The organism is Methylocella silvestris BL2, assembly GCF_000021745.1.
Classification (GTDB): domain Bacteria; phylum Pseudomonadota; class Alphaproteobacteria; order Rhizobiales; family Beijerinckiaceae; genus Methylocapsa; species Methylocapsa silvestris.
Genome location: NC_011666.1, coordinates 1,829,129 through 1,849,193 on the forward strand (window position 1 = coordinate 1,829,129; position 20,065 = coordinate 1,849,193).

At 63.5% G+C, this 20,065-nt stretch carries 13 protein-coding genes; 3 read left to right on the forward strand and 10 right to left on the reverse strand.

Features of this window, described 5'->3' with window-relative positions; translation table 11 throughout:
- Positions 1–2: 2 nt before the first annotated feature.
- The 7 genes from MSIL_RS08600 to MSIL_RS08630 all read right to left on the reverse strand — a co-directional run bounded on the left by MSIL_RS08600 (position 3) and on the right by MSIL_RS08630 (position 8,997).
- Complete coding sequence (locus MSIL_RS08600; protein WP_012590705.1) at positions 3–2,711, reverse strand: valine--tRNA ligase; 2,709 nt, start codon at positions 2,709–2,711, stop codon at positions 3–5.
- Between the two features lie 181 nt (positions 2,712–2,892).
- On the reverse strand, positions 2,893–3,363 hold the full coding sequence (locus tag MSIL_RS20120; protein ID WP_049768128.1) for a PopZ family protein: 471 nt from the start codon (positions 3,361–3,363) through the stop codon (positions 2,893–2,895).
- 283 nt (positions 3,364–3,646) lie between these two features.
- The gene (locus tag MSIL_RS08610) at positions 3,647–5,083 is read right to left on the reverse strand and encodes a TolC family outer membrane protein (RefSeq protein WP_012590707.1); all 1,437 of its coding nucleotides are present in this window, start codon (positions 5,081–5,083) and stop codon (positions 3,647–3,649) included.
- A gap of 126 nt (positions 5,084–5,209) precedes the next feature.
- Positions 5,210–5,854: a protein-L-isoaspartate O-methyltransferase family protein gene (locus tag MSIL_RS08615; RefSeq protein ID WP_041368797.1), complete on the reverse strand. Its 645-nt coding sequence runs from the start codon at positions 5,852–5,854 to the stop codon at positions 5,210–5,212.
- Positions 5,855–6,184: 330 nt separating this feature from the next.
- The gene (locus MSIL_RS08620; RefSeq protein ID WP_012590709.1) at positions 6,185–6,730 is read right to left on the reverse strand and encodes a hypothetical protein; all 546 of its coding nucleotides are present in this window, start codon (positions 6,728–6,730) and stop codon (positions 6,185–6,187) included.
- A 184-nt stretch (positions 6,731–6,914) separates the two neighbouring features.
- Positions 6,915–7,847, reverse strand: coding sequence for a translation elongation factor Ts (gene tsf, locus MSIL_RS08625; RefSeq protein WP_012590710.1), 933 nt, complete (start codon positions 7,845–7,847; stop codon positions 6,915–6,917).
- A 100-nt stretch (positions 7,848–7,947) separates the two neighbouring features.
- Positions 7,948–8,997, reverse strand: coding sequence for a 30S ribosomal protein S2 (locus tag MSIL_RS08630; RefSeq protein WP_012590711.1), 1,050 nt, complete (start codon positions 8,995–8,997; stop codon positions 7,948–7,950).
- Positions 8,998–9,288: 291 nt separating this feature from the next.
- Here MSIL_RS08630 and MSIL_RS08635 point away from each other — a divergent pair, with 291 nt between their 5' ends.
- A complete protein-coding gene (locus MSIL_RS08635; protein WP_012590712.1) occupies positions 9,289–10,776 on the forward strand; it encodes an FAD-linked oxidase C-terminal domain-containing protein in 1,488 nt (495 codons plus the stop codon).
- 56 nt (positions 10,777–10,832) lie between these two features.
- Here the strand turns inward: MSIL_RS08635 and MSIL_RS08640 are convergent, their stop codons facing one another.
- Complete coding sequence (locus MSIL_RS08640; RefSeq protein ID WP_012590713.1) at positions 10,833–12,134, reverse strand: cytochrome-c peroxidase; 1,302 nt, start codon at positions 12,132–12,134, stop codon at positions 10,833–10,835.
- 161 nt (positions 12,135–12,295) lie between these two features.
- Here MSIL_RS08640 and MSIL_RS08645 point away from each other — a divergent pair, with 161 nt between their 5' ends.
- Positions 12,296–13,858 carry an acid phosphatase gene (locus tag MSIL_RS08645; RefSeq protein ID WP_012590714.1) on the forward strand — a complete coding sequence of 521 codons (1,563 nt, stop codon included), beginning with the start codon at positions 12,296–12,298 and terminating at the stop codon, positions 13,856–13,858.
- A gap of 259 nt (positions 13,859–14,117) precedes the next feature.
- On the opposite strand, the gene dnaE is transcribed toward MSIL_RS08645, so the two are convergent.
- On the reverse strand, positions 14,118–17,576 hold the full coding sequence (gene dnaE / locus MSIL_RS08650) for a DNA polymerase III subunit alpha (RefSeq protein WP_012590715.1): 3,459 nt from the start codon (positions 17,574–17,576) through the stop codon (positions 14,118–14,120).
- A 115-nt stretch (positions 17,577–17,691) separates the two neighbouring features.
- The gene (locus MSIL_RS08655) at positions 17,692–18,585 is read right to left on the reverse strand and encodes a hypothetical protein (RefSeq protein WP_012590716.1); all 894 of its coding nucleotides are present in this window, start codon (positions 18,583–18,585) and stop codon (positions 17,692–17,694) included.
- A gap of 313 nt (positions 18,586–18,898) precedes the next feature.
- Here MSIL_RS08655 and MSIL_RS08660 point away from each other — a divergent pair, with 313 nt between their 5' ends.
- Entirely contained in the window at positions 18,899–19,792 is an 894-nt protein-coding gene (locus MSIL_RS08660; RefSeq protein ID WP_012590717.1) for a cupin-like domain-containing protein, read from the forward strand.
- Positions 19,793–20,065: the final 273 nt, after the last annotated feature.

Here is a 20,065-nt window from a genome sequence, read left to right on the forward strand (position 1 = left end):
ATTCAGCCGAGCCGCTTCAGCGCCGCGCCAAGCTTTTCGGCGCGCGCGCGCGCCTCCTCGAGACGCTCACGATTTTCCTCGACCACCTCTTCCGGCGCGCGGGCGACGAAATCGGCGTTGCCGAGTTTCGCGTCGATCTTTTTCGCCTCCGCCTCGCATTTGCCGATCTCCTTGGCGAGCCTTGCCTTCTCGGCGGCGAAGTCGATGACGCCGGAGAGCGGCAGCGCCGCGGCCACGCCGCGCACGATGAATTGCGCGGATTGATCCGGGGCCTCTTTGGCGAAGGAGATTTCCGACAGGCGCGCGAGGCGGCGCAAGGTCTCGTCCCAGTTTTTCGCCCGCACCTCGACCTCGGCTGGGGCGCCGATGACCACCAGCGGAATAAGGGCGCCGGCCGGCGCGTTCATCTCGGAGCGAACCGACCGGACCTCGGAGACAAGCTCGACGACCCAGCCGAGTTCGGCTTCGGCCGCGGCGTTTTCCAGCTCGGCCAGATCCGGCCAGGGCGCCAGCGCCAACACGGTCTCGCGCGGCAGCTCGTCCGTCGCCTTGACGCCCCAAAGCTCCTCGGTGAGGAAGGGCATGAAGGGATGCAGCAGCTTCAAAATCTCGTCGAAGACGAAGGCCGTCGCCGCCCGCGTCTCATCCTTGGCTGCGCCGTCCGGCCCTTGCAGGAGGGGTTTGGCCAGCTCCAGATGCCAGTCACAGAAAATGTTCCAGACGAAGCGATAGGCGGCGTTGGCGGCGTCGTTGAAACGGTAGGTTTTAATGGCTGCGGTGACCTCGCCGACGGCCTTCGCCGCCTCGCCGATGATCCAGGCATTGAGCGCGATTTTGACCGATTTCGGATCGAAGCCCTTGACGCGGACGCAGCCGTTGATTTCGGCGAAGCGCGCGGCGTTCCAGATTTTCGTTGCGAAATTCCGGTAGCCCTCGACCCGTTGGGTCGCCAGCTTGACGTCGCGCCCCTGCGCCGCCATCGCGGCCAGCGTGAAGCGCAGCGAGTCGGCGCCATATTGGTCGATGAGTTCCAGCGGGTCGATCACGTTGCCCTTCGACTTCGACATCTTGGCGCCCTTCTGGTCACGGACGAGCGCATGGAGGTAGATGTCGCGGAACGGGACTTCGCCCATGAAATGGAGGCCCATCATCATCATCCGGGCGACCCAGAAGAAGATGATGTCGAAGCCGGTGATCAGCACGCTGGTCGGATAATAGCGCTTGAGCTCCGAGGCGTCGTCCGGCCAGCCGAGCGTTGAAAACGGCCAGAGCGCCGAGGAAAACCAGGTGTCGAGCACGTCTGGGTCGCGCTGGAGGGGCGTTGGCGCGCCATAATGCGCGCGCGCGGCCTCGCTTGCTTCCGCCTCGTCGGCGGCGACGAAAATTGCGCCATCGGGACCGTACCAGGCCGGGATCTGATGGCCCCACCAGAGCTGACGCGAAACGCACCAGGGCTCGATATTTTCGAGCCAGTCGAAATAGGTTTTCTCCCAATTCTTCGGGATGAATTGGGCTTTGCCAGAGCGGATCGCCTCGAGCGCCGGCTGGGCCAACACCTTGGCGTTGACATACCATTGATCGGTCAGCCACGGCTCGATCGCCGAGCCCGAGCGGTCGCCATGGGGGACCATATGCGGATGCGGCTCGACGGCGGCGAGGAGGCCGCGCTCCTCCATCAGCTCCACGATTCTGGCGCGCGCCGCGGTTCTGTCGAGGCCGTTTAGCGCCGCAAGCTCCGCAATCGGCTCAGCGCCTGCGGCGAAGGCCTCATTGCCATTGAGCAAGAGCCTCGCTTCGGCGTCGAAAATATTGATGAGCGGCAGGCCATGCCGGCGCCCGACCTCGAAATCGTTGAAATCATGCGCCGGCGTGATTTTCACCGCGCCGGTGCCCTTTTCCGGGTCGGAGTAATCATCGGCGACGATCGGGATCAGCCGGCCGACCAGCGGCAAACGCACGCTCTTGCCTTGCAAATGCAAATAGCGCGCGTCGGACGGATTGACCGCCACCGCGGCGTCCCCAAGCATCGTCTCCGGCCGCGTCGTCGCCACCGTGATGAATTCGCCCGTTTCGACGCCCGCGTCATCGACAACCGGATAGTTGAAATGCCAGAGATGGCCCTTCGTCTCGACCTGCACGACTTCGAGGTCGGACACGGCGGTCAGCAGCGCCGGGTCCCAATTGACCAGCCGCTTGTCCTTGTAGATGAGGCCTTCCCGAAAAAGCTGCACGAAAACCTTGACGACGGCGCGCGACAACCCCTCGTCCATGGTGAAGCGCTCGCGCGACCAGTCGCAGGAGGCGCCGATGCGCTGCAGCTGCTCGACGATGGCGCCGCCCGAGGCGGTCTTCCAGGCCCAGACCCGTTCGAGGAATTTTTCGCGCCCCATCTCGCGGCGGCCGGGCTCCTGCCGCTCCATCAATTGCCGCTCCACCACCGTCTGGGTGGCGATGCCGGCGTGATCGGTGCCCGGCTGCCACAGCACATCCTTGCCGCGCATGCGCTCGAAGCGCGCGAGAATATCCTGCAAGGTCGCATTGAGGGCGTGGCCCATGTGCAGGGCGCCGGTGACGTTCGGCGGCGGAATCACAATCGCGAAAGGCTCGGCGGCCTTGCGGTCCGGACGGCCCGCCTTGAAGGCGTCGGCCTCGCTCCACACCGCCAGCATGCGGCCTTCGACCGTCTTCGGATCGAAAGTCTTGTCCATCATCAGCTTCGTTTCGTTAATCTTGGGCCACGCCGGGGCGCCCACGCAAAAGTTCGGGCTCAGCGATTGCAAAGCGCGGCGGAAAAGGCAAGCCGCGTCGGCGCGCGGCGATCGCAGACATAGGCGTTGCCGCCGCTGTCCGCCAGCGGCGCCGCCGGATCAGCCGGGATTTGCCAGTCCGCGGTCAGTCGCCCCGGGTCATCCGTTCGATCTCGGCTTTGACGAGCCGCTCGACGAGCGCGGGAAGATGGGCGTCAAGCCACGCCGCAAGCATCGGGCGCAAGGCTTCGCGAGCGAGCGCAAGAACGGCCTCGGAATTCTGGGCGAAACGGCTCGCGAGCAGCGTATTGAAGGCGCCGGCGACGGTTTCGCGGGTCTCGCCCGAGGCGATCGGCGGTGCGCTGACATCCTCCGAACCGAGGCCTGCCTGCGATGACGCCGCCTGCGTCGGGCCGCCGAAGCCCGCGTCCCTTGCGTCGTCATCGGTCGCGTCCTCGCCTTTCGCGCGGGAGGAGCCATCGGCGGCAAACAGAGCCTGATCCTCAGCAATGATGCGGCGGATCGAGGCGAGAATATCCTCCATGGACGGCTCCCGAGGCCGGGGTTCGGACAGTTCGCCCGAGGCTTCGACAGAATAGGCTGCGCTCATCGACATCTACCGCTTTCTCAGAGCCTGCCGCCAAAAGTTGAGAATGGAATTTTGGACGTCATCCTGCCCTAGACACCTGCAATCGATCATAATAATTTTGGTTCGATTCGAGCCAAATCATAATCGCCAACGCTGCGCCGATTGACGCCAGTCGGCGCCGCCGCGCCAAAATTCCCGGCCCGCCGCAGAATCGGAAGTGAAGGGTAGTCTCAGCACAACCCTGCTGGCAAGCAGAACCGGCTTGCGCCCACAGCCGCAAGGCGGCGGCTTGACCAATATTCAGAGAGGGTTAGCGCCCGTCCGGCGTGCGCAGGCCGATCCACTTGTCCTTGACCTGCTCGAAATGGACGGTCGGATCATATTCGGCGACGTTCAGGCTGAGGTTGGCCGCCGAGAGCTTGCCGATCGCCGCCATCACATTGTAGGAGGCGACGACGCGGTCGCGCTGGGCGGTGACGAGGCTGACGCGCGTGTTCAGCAGCGTCTGCTGCGCGAACAACACGTCGAAGGTCGTGCGCTGGCCGACCTTGGCCTCCTCGCGGATGCCGTCGAGGGCGATTTCCGCCGCCTTCACCGCGGCCTTGGCCGACTGGATGACCGCTTTCGACGAGTCGAGCTGCCCATAGGCCGAGACCACGGTGGCGCGGACGGAGTCGCGCTGCAGATCGGCTTGCAGCCGCGTTTGCGCCAGCGTCTCCTTCGCCTGGCGGACGCGGGCGTAGACTTCGCCGCCCATATAGATCGGCACCGAGATCTGTCCGACCACCTGTCCGTTGACGAGGCTCGCGTTGCGAATGCCCTGATAGTCGGTCGCGCGCTGCACGCTGCCGACGATATTGACGCTCGGGGCCAGTTCGCCCTCGACCAGCTTGACCTGCAATTCCGCCTGATCGACCGCATGTAGCACCGCCTGAATCGCCGGATGCTCCTCGAGCGCCAGAGCCACCGCGCTATTCATGTTCTTCGGCAGCAGGGCCTCGATGGTGCGCGCCGGCTCGAGACGGGTCGGCTCGACGCCGATGATCTGGCGGAAATTGGCGATGCTGTTTTGAAGATTGGCTTGCGCGACGAAATATTCCGAGCGCGAATTCGCCAGGCTCGATTCCGCCTGCGCCACGTCGGTGCGGGTCACTTCGCCGACATTGAAGCGGTCGCGCGTCTGGCGCAGCTGCTCTTCGAGAACGGTGATATTGTTGCGGCGAAGCTCAAGCACGGCGGTGTCGCGCAGCACATTCATATAGGCGGTCGCGCCGTTCTGCAGGACGTTCTGCTCGGTGTTGCGCAGATCCTCGCGGGCGCCGAAGACGCCCGACTCGGCCTGCCGCACCGAATTCAGCGTGCGGTTGCCGTTAAAGACATTTTGCGTGACCGAGAGACCGATGGAGGTTGGCAGGGTGCTGCCATTGAGGCGCGTGCCGAGCTGGCGAAAGTCCTGATAATTATAGCCAACCTGCCCGGTCGCGCTGGCCTGCGGACGCCAGCCCGAGGTCGCCCGGGGGATATTCTCGTCCTGCGCGCGAACGCCCGCGCGCTGCTGGTTCATATCCGGATTGCCGATATAAGCGCGAACCAGCGCGCTCGACATGGTTTCGGCCCCGGCCGGATTGGCAGCGGCAATCGAGCCGAAAAGGGCTATGGCGAGCGCTTTTGCGAACTTGCCTCGGTTGAGGTCGATGCAGGACGAAGCGGCTCGATGCGAGGCGTCAACCAAACTTTCGGTTCCCATCTTTATGGCCTCGCGCCGCGCGGCTTGATCTTGCCGCGGGCCTCTTCCGGCCTGTTCCGCCGGCGCGGCCGCGCAAGAGCGACCGGCCAGCAGAACGGTTTCGACGAAACGGCGCGTCGCCGAAACTCAACTAAACGTGAATTCTTCGACCGGCCTGAACGCGTCGAGCACAGGCGCGGAGGCGTCGAACAGGATGCGGTAACCGGTCGCGCCATCCGCTTTGTCATAGCGCACGGCCTTGCACGCCCCATCCGCCATTTGCTGCACGGTTACGAGGCGCCCGCCGTCTTTCAGTTGCTCCAGCAAAGGATCGAGCCGGCCAGCAACCCCGCCGTCAATGAGAATAACGTCGAAGGGCGCATCGTTGGGCGCGCCGACGACCAGCGGCGTCTGCAGCGTACGGACTTGGGTGAGGCCGAAAGCGTCAAGGCTGCCGCGCAGTGCGCCATAGAGCGACGGATCGGACTCGACGGCGACCACGTCGGCCGCAAGTCCAGCGACAAGAGCCGTCGAATAGCCGCTCCCCGCCGAGACGACCAAAGCCTTGTCGGTGGGCAGAAGGCGCGCGCCCTGTAAAAGACGGGCCAGCACCAGCGGCGGCAGAAGGCTGCGCGGCCGCTCGCCGGCAGCTCCGGGAAGGAGCAGCGCCGAGTCCGAATAGGCCAATGGCTCAAGGCTCGCGGGGAGAAATTTCTCGCGCGGAACCGCCAGCATTCGATCGATTACAGCCGAATCCGTGACGTCAAACGTCCGGATTTGGCGATCGACCATTGTGCGCCTGGACGACTCCCAAGGATCGGAATTGCCCGCGTCCTGCATGTTGTCTCGACCTCGCCGCACATGTTCCGCCGAATTTATATGAGGCGCGGCCGCTGCTGTCTATTCTGGCGGGCGGGTTGGCGGTCGTTCTTCCGGACTGTGTGGCTTTTTCGTCAAGCCGCCGGGATCGGAGGGACGGCAGGAACTCTCAGTCGTTACAAGGAGATTGGCCGCGCCGCCGCACGCGTGGCGTTTCGACGCAAGCGCTAAAACGCCGGGCGGCGACCGCCGCGGCGCTGTCCGCCCGCGCCGCGTGCGGCGCGGCCTGAGACGGGTCTGCCTTCAGCCTTTCAGCCGGGCGTTGCACTGGCTGTAATAGCCGCCGCCCTTCTCGATCCACCTCAAGCCCGCGTTGCCGCCGGTCGCCTTGTTGGCGTGATATTGGTCGAGGCAGGTCTTCATGCGCTGCTTGCCCGGCTTTTCATTGGCGTAGGCCGCCGAAATCGCCGAAGGAAAAACGGCGGCGCCTGCCGCCACGGGAGCGGCGGGAGCAGCCGGCTTCGCCGCTGTGGTTGCCGCAGGCTTCAGCGGATTGGCGGGCGCGGCCGGAGCAGCGGGCGCAGCCGTCACAGGAGCCGCGGGGGCGGCGGCGGGCGCAGCCGCGGCGGCGCCGGCTTTGGCTTCAGCGGCGCATTGGCTGTAAAATTGCGGCCACGCCAGACCGTTCAGCGTGCCGGCCGCCTTGGCGGCCTGATATTTCTCGCTGCAGTCCTTTCGCACCGTTTGCGCGGCGCCGGGATTCATGAACGCCGCGCCAAACAACGCAGAGAGAACGCTGATTGCGATCAACCGCCCTTTCAGGCGGCGCAGTTCGGATCGATAAGACATGGCGCGGATCTCCCAAAGCGGGACGCAAGAATCACCGCGTCGACGCGGCGTCGCGTGACATTCCTGCGATTTCGTCTGGCGGTCAATTTGCGAATTGCGGCGCGCGTTGTTCCGAACGCCAGACGCGAAAAAGCCGCCCGACGCGGCGCGCGGGCGGCTTTTTCAATTCGAGCGGATTGGAGCCTTAGAGCTGGCCGCTGGCGGCAGCGGCGACCTCGGCGGCGAAGTCGCTTTCCTGCTTTTCAATGCCCTCGCCCAGCGCATAGCGGACAAAAGCCTTGAGCTTGACCGGCGCGCCCGCCGCTTTCTCCGCTTCCTTCACCACCTGGCCGATGGTCTTGTTGGCGTGATCGGCGTGGATCGAAGGCTGATCGACCAAGCATACTTCCTTGTAGAAGGTCTTGAGCCCGGATTCGACGATCTTCTCCAGCACTTGGGGCGGTTTGCCGGCGTTCTTGTCGGCAAGGACCGCCTTTTCGCGGGCAACCACGGCCGGATCGAGATCGGCGGCTTCCAGCGCGAGCGGGCTCGCCGCGGCGATATGCAGCGCGATCAGCCGCGCCAGCGGCGCGAGGACCACCGCGTCCCCGGTCGATTCAAGGCCGACGATGACGCCGATCTTGCCGAGCCCGTCGGCCACCGCATTATGCACATATTGGCCGACGACGCCTTGGGCGACATTGACCGCGGCGACGCGCCGCAAGGTCATATTCTCGCCAATCGTCGCCACCGAATTGGCGATGGCCTCGGCGACGGTGGACCCGCCCGGATAATGCGCGCCCTTGAGCGCCTCGACGTCAGTCAAGCCCTTCTCGACCGCGACAAGCGCGATGGTGCGCGCAAGCGCCTGGAACTCTTCATTGCGGGCGACGAAATCCGTTTCCGAATTGACCTCGACCACGACGCCGTCGGTTTCATGGACCGCGACGGCGACGAGGCCTTCGGCGGCGATCCGACCGGACTTCTTGGCGGCCTTGGACAGGCCTTTCTTGCGCAGCCAGTCGATCGCGGCTTCGATATCGCCCCCGGTTTCATTGAGGGCGTTCTTGCAATCCATCATGCCGGCGCCGGTCTTCTCGCGAAGATCCTTCACCATTGCGGCCGTGACGCTCGCCATTGTCTCTAATCCTTATGAATTCGCAGGCGGCTGGAGCAGGACGCTATTCCGGTTGAAGTGCGTCGCTGCTCCTATAGCGTCTCCGCTGCGCCAAAAACAATCAGGCCGCGACGAGGCTGCGGGCCACATTGACCCAGCCGTCGCGCTCGATGCGGCCGCCGAGCTTCAGATCATGATCGGTCTTCGCCGCATCTTCGGGCGTCATCGCGGCGATCTGCCAGAAATGATAGAGGCCGGCGTCGTTGAGCTTCTTGACGATCTGCGGGCCGATGCCCGGCAATTTGCCGAGATCGTCCGGGGCGCCGCGCGGCGCGGTCAGCAGTTCGAAAGCCTCCGCCGGAGCCTCATAGGCCTCGGTGACGGCAGTGGTCGGCTCTGGCGTCTCAGCCGGCAGATCCGCAGCTGGCAGATCCTCCGCCGGCGGCTGGTCGGCCTCGCCGAAGTCAACCCCGCCGGCGCCCTGGCCGCGGGCGATGCCGTCGAGCGCCGCCCGGGCGATGAGATCGCAATAGAGCGCGATAGCGCGGCCGGCGTCGTCATTGCCCGGAATCGGGAAAGTGATGCCGTCCGGATTGCAATTGGTGTCGAGAATCGCCGCCACCGGAATATGCAGCCGCTCCGCCTCTTTAATGGCGAGCTGCTCCTTATTGGTGTCGATCACGAAGATGAGGTCGGGAATGCCGCCCATTTCCTTGATGCCGCCAAGCGCCTTTTCGAGCTTGTCGCGCTCGCGCGACATCATCAGCCGCTCTTTCTTGGTGAGGCCAGAGCCGCCGCCCTGCAGCGTCTCTTCGACCTTGCGCAGACGCTGGATCGAAGCCGAAATCGTCTTCCAGTTGGTCAGCATTCCGCCAAGCCAGCGGGAATTGATGTAATATTGCGCCGAGCGATGCGCCGCATCGGCGATCGCGTCCTGCGCCTGCCGCTTGGTGCCGACGAACAGAACGCGGCCGCCGCGGGCGACCGTGTCGGACACGGCCTTGAGCGCCTGATGCAGCAGCGGCACGGTCTGGGCGAGATCGATGATATGGATGTTGTTGCGCGTGCCGAAAATGAAGGGCTCCATCTTCGGGTTCCAGCGGTGCGACTGGTGGCCGAAATGGGCGCCCGCGTCGAGCAGGCTGCGCATGGTGAAATCGGGTAATGACATAGCGTTCTAGATCTCCGGTTGAGCCGCCGCGGAACGTTACGGGCGTTCTCTCGTGGAGGCCTTGCGGACGATCCAATAGACAACGCCACCGGAAGCGGCCCTTGAATCAGGGTCGCGCGATCCGCGTGTGGAATGGGCGTGCTTATAGGGGCGTTGGGAGGCGAACGCAAGGTCCGCACGCCAAACCGAAGCTGACGCCCGTGGAAGTCGGACTTTACCCGGCCGACTTTGCAGGCCTAATTTAGGGTTTCGCGCCGTATCCGTAAAGGCGGCCAGCGGTTGGGGAGGCAGATGAAAGCGCTCGACGTCGATCAAACCATCATGGCGCGGCGCAGGGAAATCGTCGCGGCGCTGCGCGCCATCATTCCGGGCGAGGCCGTCATCGACGCTGAAATCGGCCGGCGTCCCTATGAGAGCGACGGATTTACCGCCTACGCCAATCTGCCGCTGGTCGTCGTTTTACCCTCGACGACTGCCGAGCTTCAGGCCGTGCTCCGCTATTGCTACGCCAACGCCATCAAGGTGGTGCCGCGCGGCGCCGGCACCTCGCTCTCCGGCGGCGCGCTGCCGCTCCAGGACGGCGTGCTGATCTCCATGATGAAATTCAACAAGATCAAGGAGATCGATTTTGAGAACCGCTGCGCCGTGGTCGAGCCTGGCGTCACCAACGCCGCAATCAGCCGCGCCGTCGACCATAGGGGCTTCTATTACGCGCCGGACCCCTCCTCGCAGATCGCCTGCTCCATCGGCGGCAATGTCGCGGAAAACTCCGGCGGCGTGCATTGCCTGAAATACGGCCTCACCACCAATAATGTTCTCGGCGTCGAAATGGCCCTGATGGACGGCGAGATCGTGCGCCTCGGCGGCGCCTTTCTCGACGCCGAGGGCTATGATTTCCTAAGCCTCGTCGTCGGTTCGGAAGGAATGCTCGGCGTCGTCACCGAAGTCACGGTGCGGCTGTTGCGCAAGCCCGAAAGCGCGCGGGCGCTGATGATCGCCTTCGACTCCAGCGAGGCGGGGGGCGCCTGCGTCGCCGACGTCATCGCCGCCGGAATCATTCCGGGCGGCATGGAGATGATGGACCGGCCGGCGATCCACGCGGCGGAGGATTTCGTCCATGCCGGCTATCCGCGCGACGCCGAAGCAATGCTGATCGTCGAGCTCGACGGACCGCCGGTCGAAGTCAATCATCTCGTCGGCCTTGTCGAGGCGATCGCGCTTAAACGCGGCGCGACGCAATGCCGGATCTCAAACTCCGAAGCCGAACGCCTCGCCTTCTGGGCCGGGCGCAAGGCGGCCTTTCCGGCGGTCGGCCGGCTATCGCCGGACTATCTCTGCATGGACGGCACGATCCCGCGCAAGCAGCTGCCGCGGGTGCTCGCCGGCATTGCCGAACTATCTGAAAAGCACAAGCTGCGCGTCGCCAATGTGTTTCACGCCGGCGACGGCAATCTGCATCCGCTGATTCTCTATGACGCTAACAAGCCCGGCGAATTGCAGGCGGCGGAGGATTTCGGCTCGGACATCTTGAGGCTGTGCGTCGAAGTAGGCGGGGTGCTGACCGGCGAGCACGGGGTCGGCGTCGAAAAACGCGATCTGATGCCCGTCATGTTCAACGAGATCGACCTCGACCAGCAGATCGGCATCAAATGCGCTTTTGATGAGAAGATGCTGCTGAACCCCGGCAAAATGTTTCCGACGCTGCACCGCTGCGCCGAAATGGGCCGGATGCATGTGCATCAGGGACAGCTGCCGTTCCCGGAGCTGCCGCGGTTTTAGCGGATCCCCCCGCGCCTTACATCCACAAAGCCGCGGCCCTTAGCGATTGGGTTTGATTAGCGATCGGCGTGCGTCTCCGGCGAGGGCGGCGCATAGCCGTCGGTCAGCGTCTTGAGAAACGCCACCACATCGTCGATCTCGGCGTCGGTCATCGCCGGCGCATCGCCCGGCTTGCCGCCGAACGGCGGATCATTGTTGATGTTGGCCCGATATTGCACCGGCAGATCGTTGAATTTGTCGACGGTTCCGTCAATGCGGCGCGGATAATACTTTTCCGGCTTCACATCACGCTCGACATAGAAAGCCACAGCCTCACGCAGATCGTGAAAGACGCCATTGTGGAAAAAGCTCTGACGCAGAGCGACGTTGCGCAGGGTCGGCGCCTTAAACGTCCCGCAATAGTCGGTCTGATCCTTGAAATCCGTGCGCTCCGGCCCGCAGAGGCCGAGATCGAAGAAGGCCGGGTCGGCGTTGCGCGGAATATCCTTGTTGCGCGGCAGGCCGAGGGCGATGAAGCCGGCGTCGCTGAACTGCGGCATAACGCCGGGCTTTGGCTGCGCCGAAAAATGGCAGCTCGCGCAATTGCCCTTTTTCTCGTCGTTGAAGAGGTCGAGACCGTGTTTTTCCTGGTCCGTCAAGGCGACCTGGCCTTTGAGGAAAAAATCATATTTGCTGTTGTAGGGAAAGAATGCGGCGGGCGTTTCCTGATAGGCCTGCAGCGCCTTGGCGGCCGCGCGCAACGCGAAGTCTTCGCCCTCCGGCATTGTCCCTTCCATGATCGCGCGCAGTTCGGCGCCATATTTCGCGTCGATGACGCGCGCCAGCGCGGCGTGATCCTCATTCGCCATCTCATAGGGCGAGAACAATGGAAACAAGGCCTGAGCGGCCACCTGATTGATGCGGCCGTCCCACATCAATCCGCCGGTCGGACCGGCGTCGACGCTCTCATCGCCGTCATCGTCCGACTCATGATAATGCTCGGTGAAGCGCGGCGTCGTCTGCAGATAGGTCAGGCCTGGCGCGGCGCGTAGCCCAGCCTGATCGAGATTTTTGCCGCCGAGTTGCACGGCCAGCGCATTGGCCGGCGCAAATCCCTTGGCGGCGTCATGGCAAGTCGCGCAGGACATCGAACCTGACGCCGAGAGGCCAGGATCGGCGAACAGCCGCTGGCCGACATCCGCAAGCTTCTTGACGCGCTGAAAGACGGCGGCGCGCGATTGTCCCGGCGCGGCGTCGCCGGGCTGCGCGTCAGTCTTATCGAGAGCGCTGGAAGGCGACGCAAAGAAAGCGCAACTCGCCGCAAGCGCCGCCGCGGCAATCGTCGAGCGGGCTGCGCGCCCGAAAAATAAAAAAATCATATGTGCGCCCGCCTCGCTGCCAAAAGCGGCGCGAAAATGCAGCGCCTACGCGACAGTAAGATGACAGCCGATGGCTGATTATAACGCATACAAACTGTCAAATTTCTGTTGCAAGCCGGTTCTATGCCAGCGCAGCGCCACGGGGCGGCGAGGGGATTAGAATGAGCAGAATTTTCGTATCATGGGCGGTCGCTATCGCGATCGCATCGCCGGCGTTTGCGGCCGAGAGCGTCGAGCCGGAGGCAGCGGCTGTCTCTGCGCGACTCGCCAAAATCAAGACGATCGTCGTGATTTACGCTGAGAACCGCAGCTTCGATAATCTTTACGGCTTTTTCCCGGGCGCAGACGGTCTGAAGAGCTCGCGCGCGAAGGCGGCGCGCCTCGCTCAGAAAGACCGCAACGGCCAGGTTCTGAAGGAGCTGCCGCCGGTATGGAGCGGCCTGACCGCGCCGGGCGTGGTTCCGCCGGTGACGCAGATCCAGACCGAGCATCTGCCCAACGCGCCTTTCCGAATCGACGACCCCAACGGCTTCAACGTCTCGATGGGGAAAGTAACGCGCGATCTATGGCATCGCTTCTATCAAAACCAGATGCAGATCAACAACAGCAAGAATGACCGCTTCGCCGCCTGGGCCGATTCCGGCGGGGCCGTGATGGGCTATTACGACGGCGGCGCCAGCCTGCCGCTGTGGAATGTTGCGAAACAATACACGCTCGCCGACAATTTCTACATGGGCGCCTTCGGCGGCTCGTTCCTCAACCACCAATATCTCATCTGTTCCTGCGCGCCGATCTATCCGAACGCCAACAACAGCCCCGCGGCCGGCCTGATCGCCGCGGTCAATGCGGACAAAGTCAGCCTCAAGGTCAGCCCGACGGCGCCGGCGTCGGCAATCGACGGGCCGCCGCAATTTGTCAATGATGGCGCGATCACGCCGGATTTCTACGCCGTCAACACCATGCAGCCGCCCTATCAGCCGAGCTCCGTCCCGCCGGCCGCCGGGGGAGACCCCGCCTTCGCCAATCCGGCGGTAGCGAACGTTCTGCCGCCGCAGACGCAGAAGACCATCGGCGATCTTCTGTCGACCGCCGGCGTCACCTGGGCGTGGTACGGCGGCGCCTGGCAGGCGGCGCTCAATGGGCAGAACGCCTCGCCGATCCCGAATTTCCAGTTTCATCATCAGCCGTTCAATTATTTCGCGGCCTATGCGCCGGGAACCCCTGCCCGCGCCGAGCATCTGCGCGACGGCGGCCTCGACGGCTCGGCATTTATCGCCGCGATCGACGCGGGGACGCTGCCGGAAGTGACGTTCTACAAACCGCAAGGCAATCTCAACGAACATCCCGGCTACGCGGACGTGCTGAGCGGCGACAATCATATTGTGAATATCATCCAGCATCTGCAAAACGGCCCGCAGTGGGCGAATATGGTCGTCGTGGTCACCTATGACGAGAACGGCGGCTTCTGGGATCACGCGGCGCCGCCGAAGGCCGATCGCTTCGGCCCCGGCAGCCGCATCCCGGCGCTGATCGTCTCGCCCTTCGCCCGCAAGGGCTTCGTCGACCACACCCGCTACGACACGACCTCGATCCTGCGCTTGATCACGAAGCGCTACAACCTGCCGAAGCTGCCCGGAATCGCCGTGCGCGACGCTGCGATCAAGCGTCAGGGCGGCCAGCCGCTCGGCGATCTGGTGCCGGCGCTGAAGTTGACCGGGAACTGAGCCGACCCGCCTGACGAGGTTCGCCCATAGTTAGAATGCCCGGGATCGCCCTCAGCGCGCCCGGGCATTTCCTTTCAGAGCATCAGACATTCAAGATCGAACGTCTGACTCTCCGGAGTTTCCGTAAATCGACGACGCCGCCGAGCGCGGTTGGCTGCGCCATGCTCTCGATCCAGCTTATCGACGATTGCATCATTGCGCGTCGGCTGCGGCGGTCGCGCCAGTTAAAGGCGCGAGCGACGTCGAGGCGGCTTTGGCGTCAGACATGCTCCACAGCAAGAATGCCCGGGATCGCCTTCAGCGCTCCCGCGGACTGCGCGGAAACCCCATATTTTCCGGGCAGCTTGAGCTCGATCTCGCACTCCGGGGTCTGCAGGATCAGGGCGACCTCGCCGTCGCCCTGCGGACGCAGGCTCTGCTTGATCTGATCGAGCGGCTTGTCGTCGGCGACGAAAATCCGGAGACCCTTTTGTACGCGGCTCGCCGCATGGTCGAGCGGCTCGGCCGAGACGATGCGCGCGCGCACCTCATCGCCTTCGACCGCAGCCTGCAGCACGAGCAGCAGCGAGGCGCCCTTTTCCAGAAGGTCGCGATATTGGTTGAGGCCTTCCTGAAACAGGATCGCCTCATATTGGCCGGATGGATCGGACAGCTGCACGATGCCCATCTTGGAGCCGGATTTGGTGCGGCGCTCTTGCCGGTCGAGCACCGTTGCGGCGAGCCGGCCGCCGGTCGCGCCCAATTTCACCGCGCGCGAAAATTCGGTCCAGCGCTGCACGCGCAGCCGGCTCATGATCGTGGCGTAGGCGTCGAGCGGATGGCCTGACAGGAAAAAGCCGACCGAATCGAATTCGCGCCGCAGCCGTTCCGCAAGCGTCCAGGGCGCGACTTTCGGCAGGGGCATGCGATCTTCTGCGCCCGCGCCAAACAACGCCGACTGTCCCGCGCGGCGCTCCTCGTCGCGCCGGTGGGCGCTGGCCAGAATCGTCTCGATGGCGGCGAAGACGCGGGCGCGATCCGGCTCCATCTCATCGAACGCCCCAGCGGCCACGAGGCTTTCGAGCATGCGCTTGTTAATCGCGCGCGGATCGATGCGCGCCGAAAAATCGGCGAAATCACGAAACGGCTTGCTGTTCCGCGCGGCGACGAGAGCTTCGGCATGGCCCTGCCCCACGCCCTTGATCGCGCCGAGCGCATAGCGGATCTGGAGCTCGCCGGCGTCATTGGCGCAAACTTCGAAATCCGCCCCCGAACGCTGGATCGAGGGCGGCTCGACGGCGCCGTTCAGCCGCCGCGCCTCATTGGAAAATTCAGCCAGCTTGTCGGTGTTGGCCTTGTCCAGCGTCATCGAAGCGGCGAGAAACTCCAGCGGATAATTGGCCTTGAACCAGGCGGTCTGATAGGCGATCAGCGCATAGGCCGCCGCATGGCTTTTGTTGAAGCCATAGTCGGCGAATTTGGCGAGCAGATCGAAGATTTCATTCGCCTTCGCCTTGGCGAGGCCGTTGTCGATCGCGCCGCGCAGAAAGCGGTCGCGCTGCGCGTCCATCTCCGCCTTGATCTTCTTGCCCATGGCGCGACGCAGAAGATCGGCCTCGCCGAGCGAATAGCCGGAGAGGATCTGCGCGATCTGCATCACCTGCTCCTGGTAGATGATGACGCCGAAGGTTTCTTTCAGCACGCCTTCGATCTTGGGGTGGATGTAGTCGGCCTCTTCTTCCCCCGCCTTCACCGCGCAATAGCGCGGGATATTCGCCATGGGGCCCGGCCGGTAGAGCGCGACGAGGGCGATGATGTCCTCAAAACGGTCGGCATGCATGTCGACCAGCGCCCGGCGCATGCCAGCGCTTTCAAGCTGGAACACGCCGATCGTCTCGCCGCGGCCAAGCATGGCGTAGGTTTTGGAATCGTCGAGCGGGATCTTGTCGATTTCAATCTCAATGCCGCGGCGGCGAAGCAGCTTGACGCAGGTCGACAGCGTGGTCAGCGTTTTGAGGCCGAGAAAGTCGAATTTGACGAGCCCTGCGGGCTCGACCCATTTCATGTTGAACTGGGTCGCCGGCATGTCGGATTTCGGATCGCGATAGAGCGGCACCAGCTGCTCCAGCGGCCGGTCGCCGATGACGATGCCCGCCGCATGGGTCGAGGCGTTGGAGTAGAGCCCTTCCAGCGTCTGCGCGATCTGCAGCATTTTGGCGACGCGCGGCTCGGCCTCGGCGGCCTCCTTGAGGCGCGGCTCGGAGTCGATCGCCTGTTTCAGGCTGACGGGCGCGGCCGGATTTTGCGGCACGAGCTTGGCGAGGCGATCGACCTGGCCGAGCGGCATTTCGAGCACGCGGCCGACGTTGCGCAAGACGCCTCGGGCCAGAAACGAGCCGAAGGTGATGATCTGCGCCACCTTGTCCGCGCCATAGCGGCGCCGCACATAGGCGATGACTTCGTCGCGGCGGTCCTGGCAGAAATCGATGTCGAAATCCGGCATCGAGACGCGCTCGGGATTGAGAAAGCGCTCAAACAGGAGGCCGAAGCGGATCGGGTCAAGATCGGTGATGGTGAGGGCGTAGGCGACGAGCGAGCCCGCGCCCGATCCGCGCCCCGGACCGACCGGAATGCCCTGCGATTTGGCGTATTTGATGAAGTCCGAGACGATCAAGAAATAGCCCGGAAACTTCATTTTGACGATGACGTCGAGCTCGAAGGCAAGACGCTTGCGATAATCCTCCGCCGTAAAACCCTTGGCGAGCCCATGCGCCTCGATGCGGGCCTCAAGCCCGGCCTCAGCCTCGCTGCGCAACGCGTCGGCTTCCGCCTCGAGCTCGCCCGTCGCGGAAAAACGCGGCAGCAGGGGCTTGCGGGTCAGCGGCCGGAAGGCGCAGCGGCGCGCGATTTCGACGGTGTTACGGCTCGCCTCGGGCAAATCGGCGAACAGCGCGACCATTTCCGCCCGGGTCTTGAAGCGGTGCTCGGGCGAGAGCTGCCGGCGGGCGCCGTCGCCGATGACCGTCCCCTCGGCGATGCAGATCAGCGCGTCATGGGCCTCGTAGTCGGAGCTTGTCCCGAAATAGGGCTCGTTGGCGGCGACCAGGGGCAGCGATTTGCGATAGGCAAGATCGAGCAGCCGCGGTTCGGCCTCGCGCTCGGCGGCAAGGTTGTGGCGTTGCAACTCGATATAGAGGCGGTCAGGGAAAAGCTCCGCCAGCTGCGCCGCGCGCGCAAATGCCTGTTCGGAGCGCCTTGCCGCGAACGCCCGGTCGAGCGGCCCCGCCGGGCCGCCGCTGAGCGCGATCATCCCCCCCGTCCGCCCGCGCAGCCGCTCGATCGGAACATGCGGCGGATCGCCCGGCTCCGGATCCAGCCACGCGCGCGAGACAAGATGCATCAGATTGAGATAGCCGGCCTCGTCCTTGGCGATGAGGACGATCGAGGCGCGGCCGGCCCCGAGCTCCTCGCCGCGCGCAGAGATCGCGGCGCCGTCCCGAAAGTCGAGCGTGAGCTCGGCGCCGATGATCGGCTGCACGCCTTCCTTGGCGAGCTTTTCGGAGAATTCGAGCGCGCCGAACAGATTATTGCCGTCGGTGATCGCCAGCGCCGGCATATGGTCGGCCGCGGCCAGTTTGGCGAGCTTGCCGATGCCCATCGCTCCCTCCCGCAAGGAAAAGGAGCTGTGGACGTGGAGATGCACAAAGCCAAGCCCGGCTTCAGCGGATTTTTGAGACATAAGGTCCAAGGGCTCGCAACTGACAAGGCGGCGAATCCGCCGCCTGGTTGGAGTCTACAGCAATTTCGCCTTGATGGTACGCCTCTCTTCGCGGCGCCCGAAAGCCGGGGCGGCGCTAGCTGGATGGCGTCCAGAGCGGATAGGGCGCGCGCTGCTTACGCATGACGATGTCTCTCGCCGTCAGCGTCGCATCGGCGAGGGCCGCCTTGATGCTATCGCGCCAGGGCGACACGCCGGGGAGCTTTGGGTTTATCCCCAATTTTCTCAGCCGATAGTTCATTTTATGGACGCTGGAGGCGCGCTGCACCGAATGCAATTCATAGGTCACGCTGAGCGCGACCGACACATTGTCGTGGTTGCGCACCCAGTGTGGCGCATAGAGGGGGATATGGACGCCGGTTCCGGCGTTCAACGCGAAAACCGTCGCCCTCGACTGGCTCTCCTCATCATAGGGCGCGGAATTCCAATCGCCGGCGTGAAATCGTTCGATCACATCGTCGGAGACGAGCGAGGGATCGGTCTGGTCGAACACCGACAGCGTTTTATCGCCGGCGACCTGCACGACGTAATTGCACTCACCGTCAATATGATAGGGCGTGATGCGATTGGGCGAACTGATCAGGATGAGAACTTCGCCGACCGCGACGTCGCTGCGCATCTGCTCGCCGGCAAATTCGACGACCTTGCCGAGGAATTTTTGCAGCACGGGCCCGTAAACCGGATCCTGTTCCGTGTGCTTGATGATCACCAGTGAATTATTGGTTTCGATGCCGGCGATGGTGTCGACCAGCGTGCGGCGGCCATCGCGGCTGACTCCCCAGGCGTCGGTCACGTCGACCTTGCCGTTCGACCAATAGGTGTCGCTATGGTCAGGCATCCGCTTCGCCAATTCGACGAGGCTTGGCAGCTCGAACAGCGGATCGCCTTTGAGCCCATGCGGAAACTGGAAAGGCGAACGGTTATAATTGCGGCTGAACCGGCCGTCCGGATCTACGAGAAGCTCTGGCATTAAACAGAACCTTTTCGCTCCAATCGAGAAATCTATTCTTCGCCAATAGCCGAGGCGTTCCAGCGAGCGACGCAGCGCTACGATTAAAGTCCGTTTTCGTCAACCCAGCAACACCCGTATGGGGCGCCGCTAATAGTTGCTTTTGGTGGACTAGCTTCGATCATTTGTTTGAAAGCCGCGCCATTTTAGACTATATGCTGGCGCTAGCAGGCGAAATTGCAATGGCCTCGCTATTGTAAATACTAACAAGCGATGTCTAACGATTATTTATTTTCGTCATAACTTATTGCTCCTCTCTGGAGAAGCTTAGAACATGGACAGCAATGTTATGGAATCCGGGACGAGCGTCGGCGCCGAACATTTGTTGATAATCGACAAGGATCAATTCCGTCAAAATTTCAACAAGCGCCATTTCACCTTGCAGCATCGGCTGACGGGCCATCCGTTGCTTGCCTTGCCGCGGCTGTTGGAGCTCGCGCGCGACACGGCGCAAAAGCGGCCGAACGATCTTTATTATGATACCGGCGTCACCGACATCGACGAAAAATGGGGACAAAGGCCGCTTGCCTTCCCGGTCGACGAGACGATCAGGCGGATCGAATCCGCCGGCGCCTGGATCGCGCTCAAAGGCGCCGAGCAGGACCCCGCCTACGCCAAGCTGCTCGACGACTGCATGTCCGACCTTCTCGAGGTGTCCGGCCGCGACCTCGAGCGCAATATGCGCCGCAAGGAGGTCATCGTCTTCATTACCTCGCCGGGTCGTCTGACGACCTATCACATCGACAGCGAATGCAATTTCCTGCTCCAGGTCCAAGGAACGAAGGTGATCAGCATCTTCCGCCCGGACGATCGCGAGGTCTTGCCCGAGGAGGAGATCGAAGCGTTCTGGACCAACAGCCGCAACGCCGCGCAATATAAGCCGCAATTGCAGGATCACGCCGACGAGGTCAAGCTTGGACCGCGCGACGGGGTGCATATCCCCATCAACGCGCCGCATTGGGTGCGGAACGGCGATGAAATCTCGATCGCCGTCAGCATCAATTATCACAGCTATGGCAATGAGAGAGCCAACATCTACCGCATGAATTATTTCATCCGGAAGATGGGCCTGAAGCCGACGCCGCCGTTCCAGTCGCCGGTGCAGGATTTCGTCAAGCGGCGGGTGGGGTCTGCCGTGATGGCCTTGCGCGGCAAGGCCGGCAAATAGCTGCCTTAAGCATCAGAGCGGAGCGCCATCGCTGCAAGAGTGCGCTGTCCGGTCAAGAATGCCTCACGCTCCAAGGCCCACAGGGGCAAGGAGAAACGCGGCGTCGCGACTAATACGGCGGCGGCCCGGGAGGCGCTTCGCCGATCCACGGGAACCCGCGCACCGATTCGATCGTGATATAGACGGTCCGCGGCGGGGGAATTGGCGCGGGCGCCGGCCCCCAATATCCAGCATGCCAAACGCAAGGACCTGACGGCTGCTGACAGACCCATT

Coding starts and splice junctions, on each gene's coding strand:
- MSIL_RS08600 (WP_012590705.1), bottom strand. CDS start 2,711: ATGATGGACAAGACTTTCGATCCGAAGACGGTCGAAGGCCGCATGCTG.
- MSIL_RS20120 (WP_049768128.1), bottom strand. CDS start 3,363: ATGTCGATGAGCGCAGCCTATTCTGTCGAAGCCTCGGGCGAACTGTCC.
- MSIL_RS08610 (WP_012590707.1), bottom strand. CDS start 5,083: ATGGGAACCGAAAGTTTGGTTGACGCCTCGCATCGAGCCGCTTCGTCC.
- MSIL_RS08615 (WP_041368797.1), bottom strand. CDS start 5,854: ATGGTCGATCGCCAAATCCGGACGTTTGACGTCACGGATTCGGCTGTA.
- MSIL_RS08620 (WP_012590709.1), bottom strand. CDS start 6,730: ATGTCTTATCGATCCGAACTGCGCCGCCTGAAAGGGCGGTTGATCGCA.
- tsf (WP_012590710.1), bottom strand. CDS start 7,847: ATGGCGAGCGTCACGGCCGCAATGGTGAAGGATCTTCGCGAGAAGACC.
- MSIL_RS08630 (WP_012590711.1), bottom strand. CDS start 8,997: ATGTCATTACCCGATTTCACCATGCGCAGCCTGCTCGACGCGGGCGCC.
- MSIL_RS08635 (WP_012590712.1), top strand. CDS start 9,289: ATGAAAGCGCTCGACGTCGATCAAACCATCATGGCGCGGCGCAGGGAA.
- MSIL_RS08640 (WP_012590713.1), bottom strand. CDS start 12,134: ATGATTTTTTTATTTTTCGGGCGCGCAGCCCGCTCGACGATTGCCGCG.
- MSIL_RS08645 (WP_012590714.1), top strand. CDS start 12,296: ATGAGCAGAATTTTCGTATCATGGGCGGTCGCTATCGCGATCGCATCG.
- dnaE (WP_012590715.1), bottom strand. CDS start 17,576: ATGTCTCAAAAATCCGCTGAAGCCGGGCTTGGCTTTGTGCATCTCCAC.
- MSIL_RS08655 (WP_012590716.1), bottom strand. CDS start 18,585: ATGCCAGAGCTTCTCGTAGATCCGGACGGCCGGTTCAGCCGCAATTAT.
- MSIL_RS08660 (WP_012590717.1), top strand. CDS start 18,899: ATGGACAGCAATGTTATGGAATCCGGGACGAGCGTCGGCGCCGAACAT.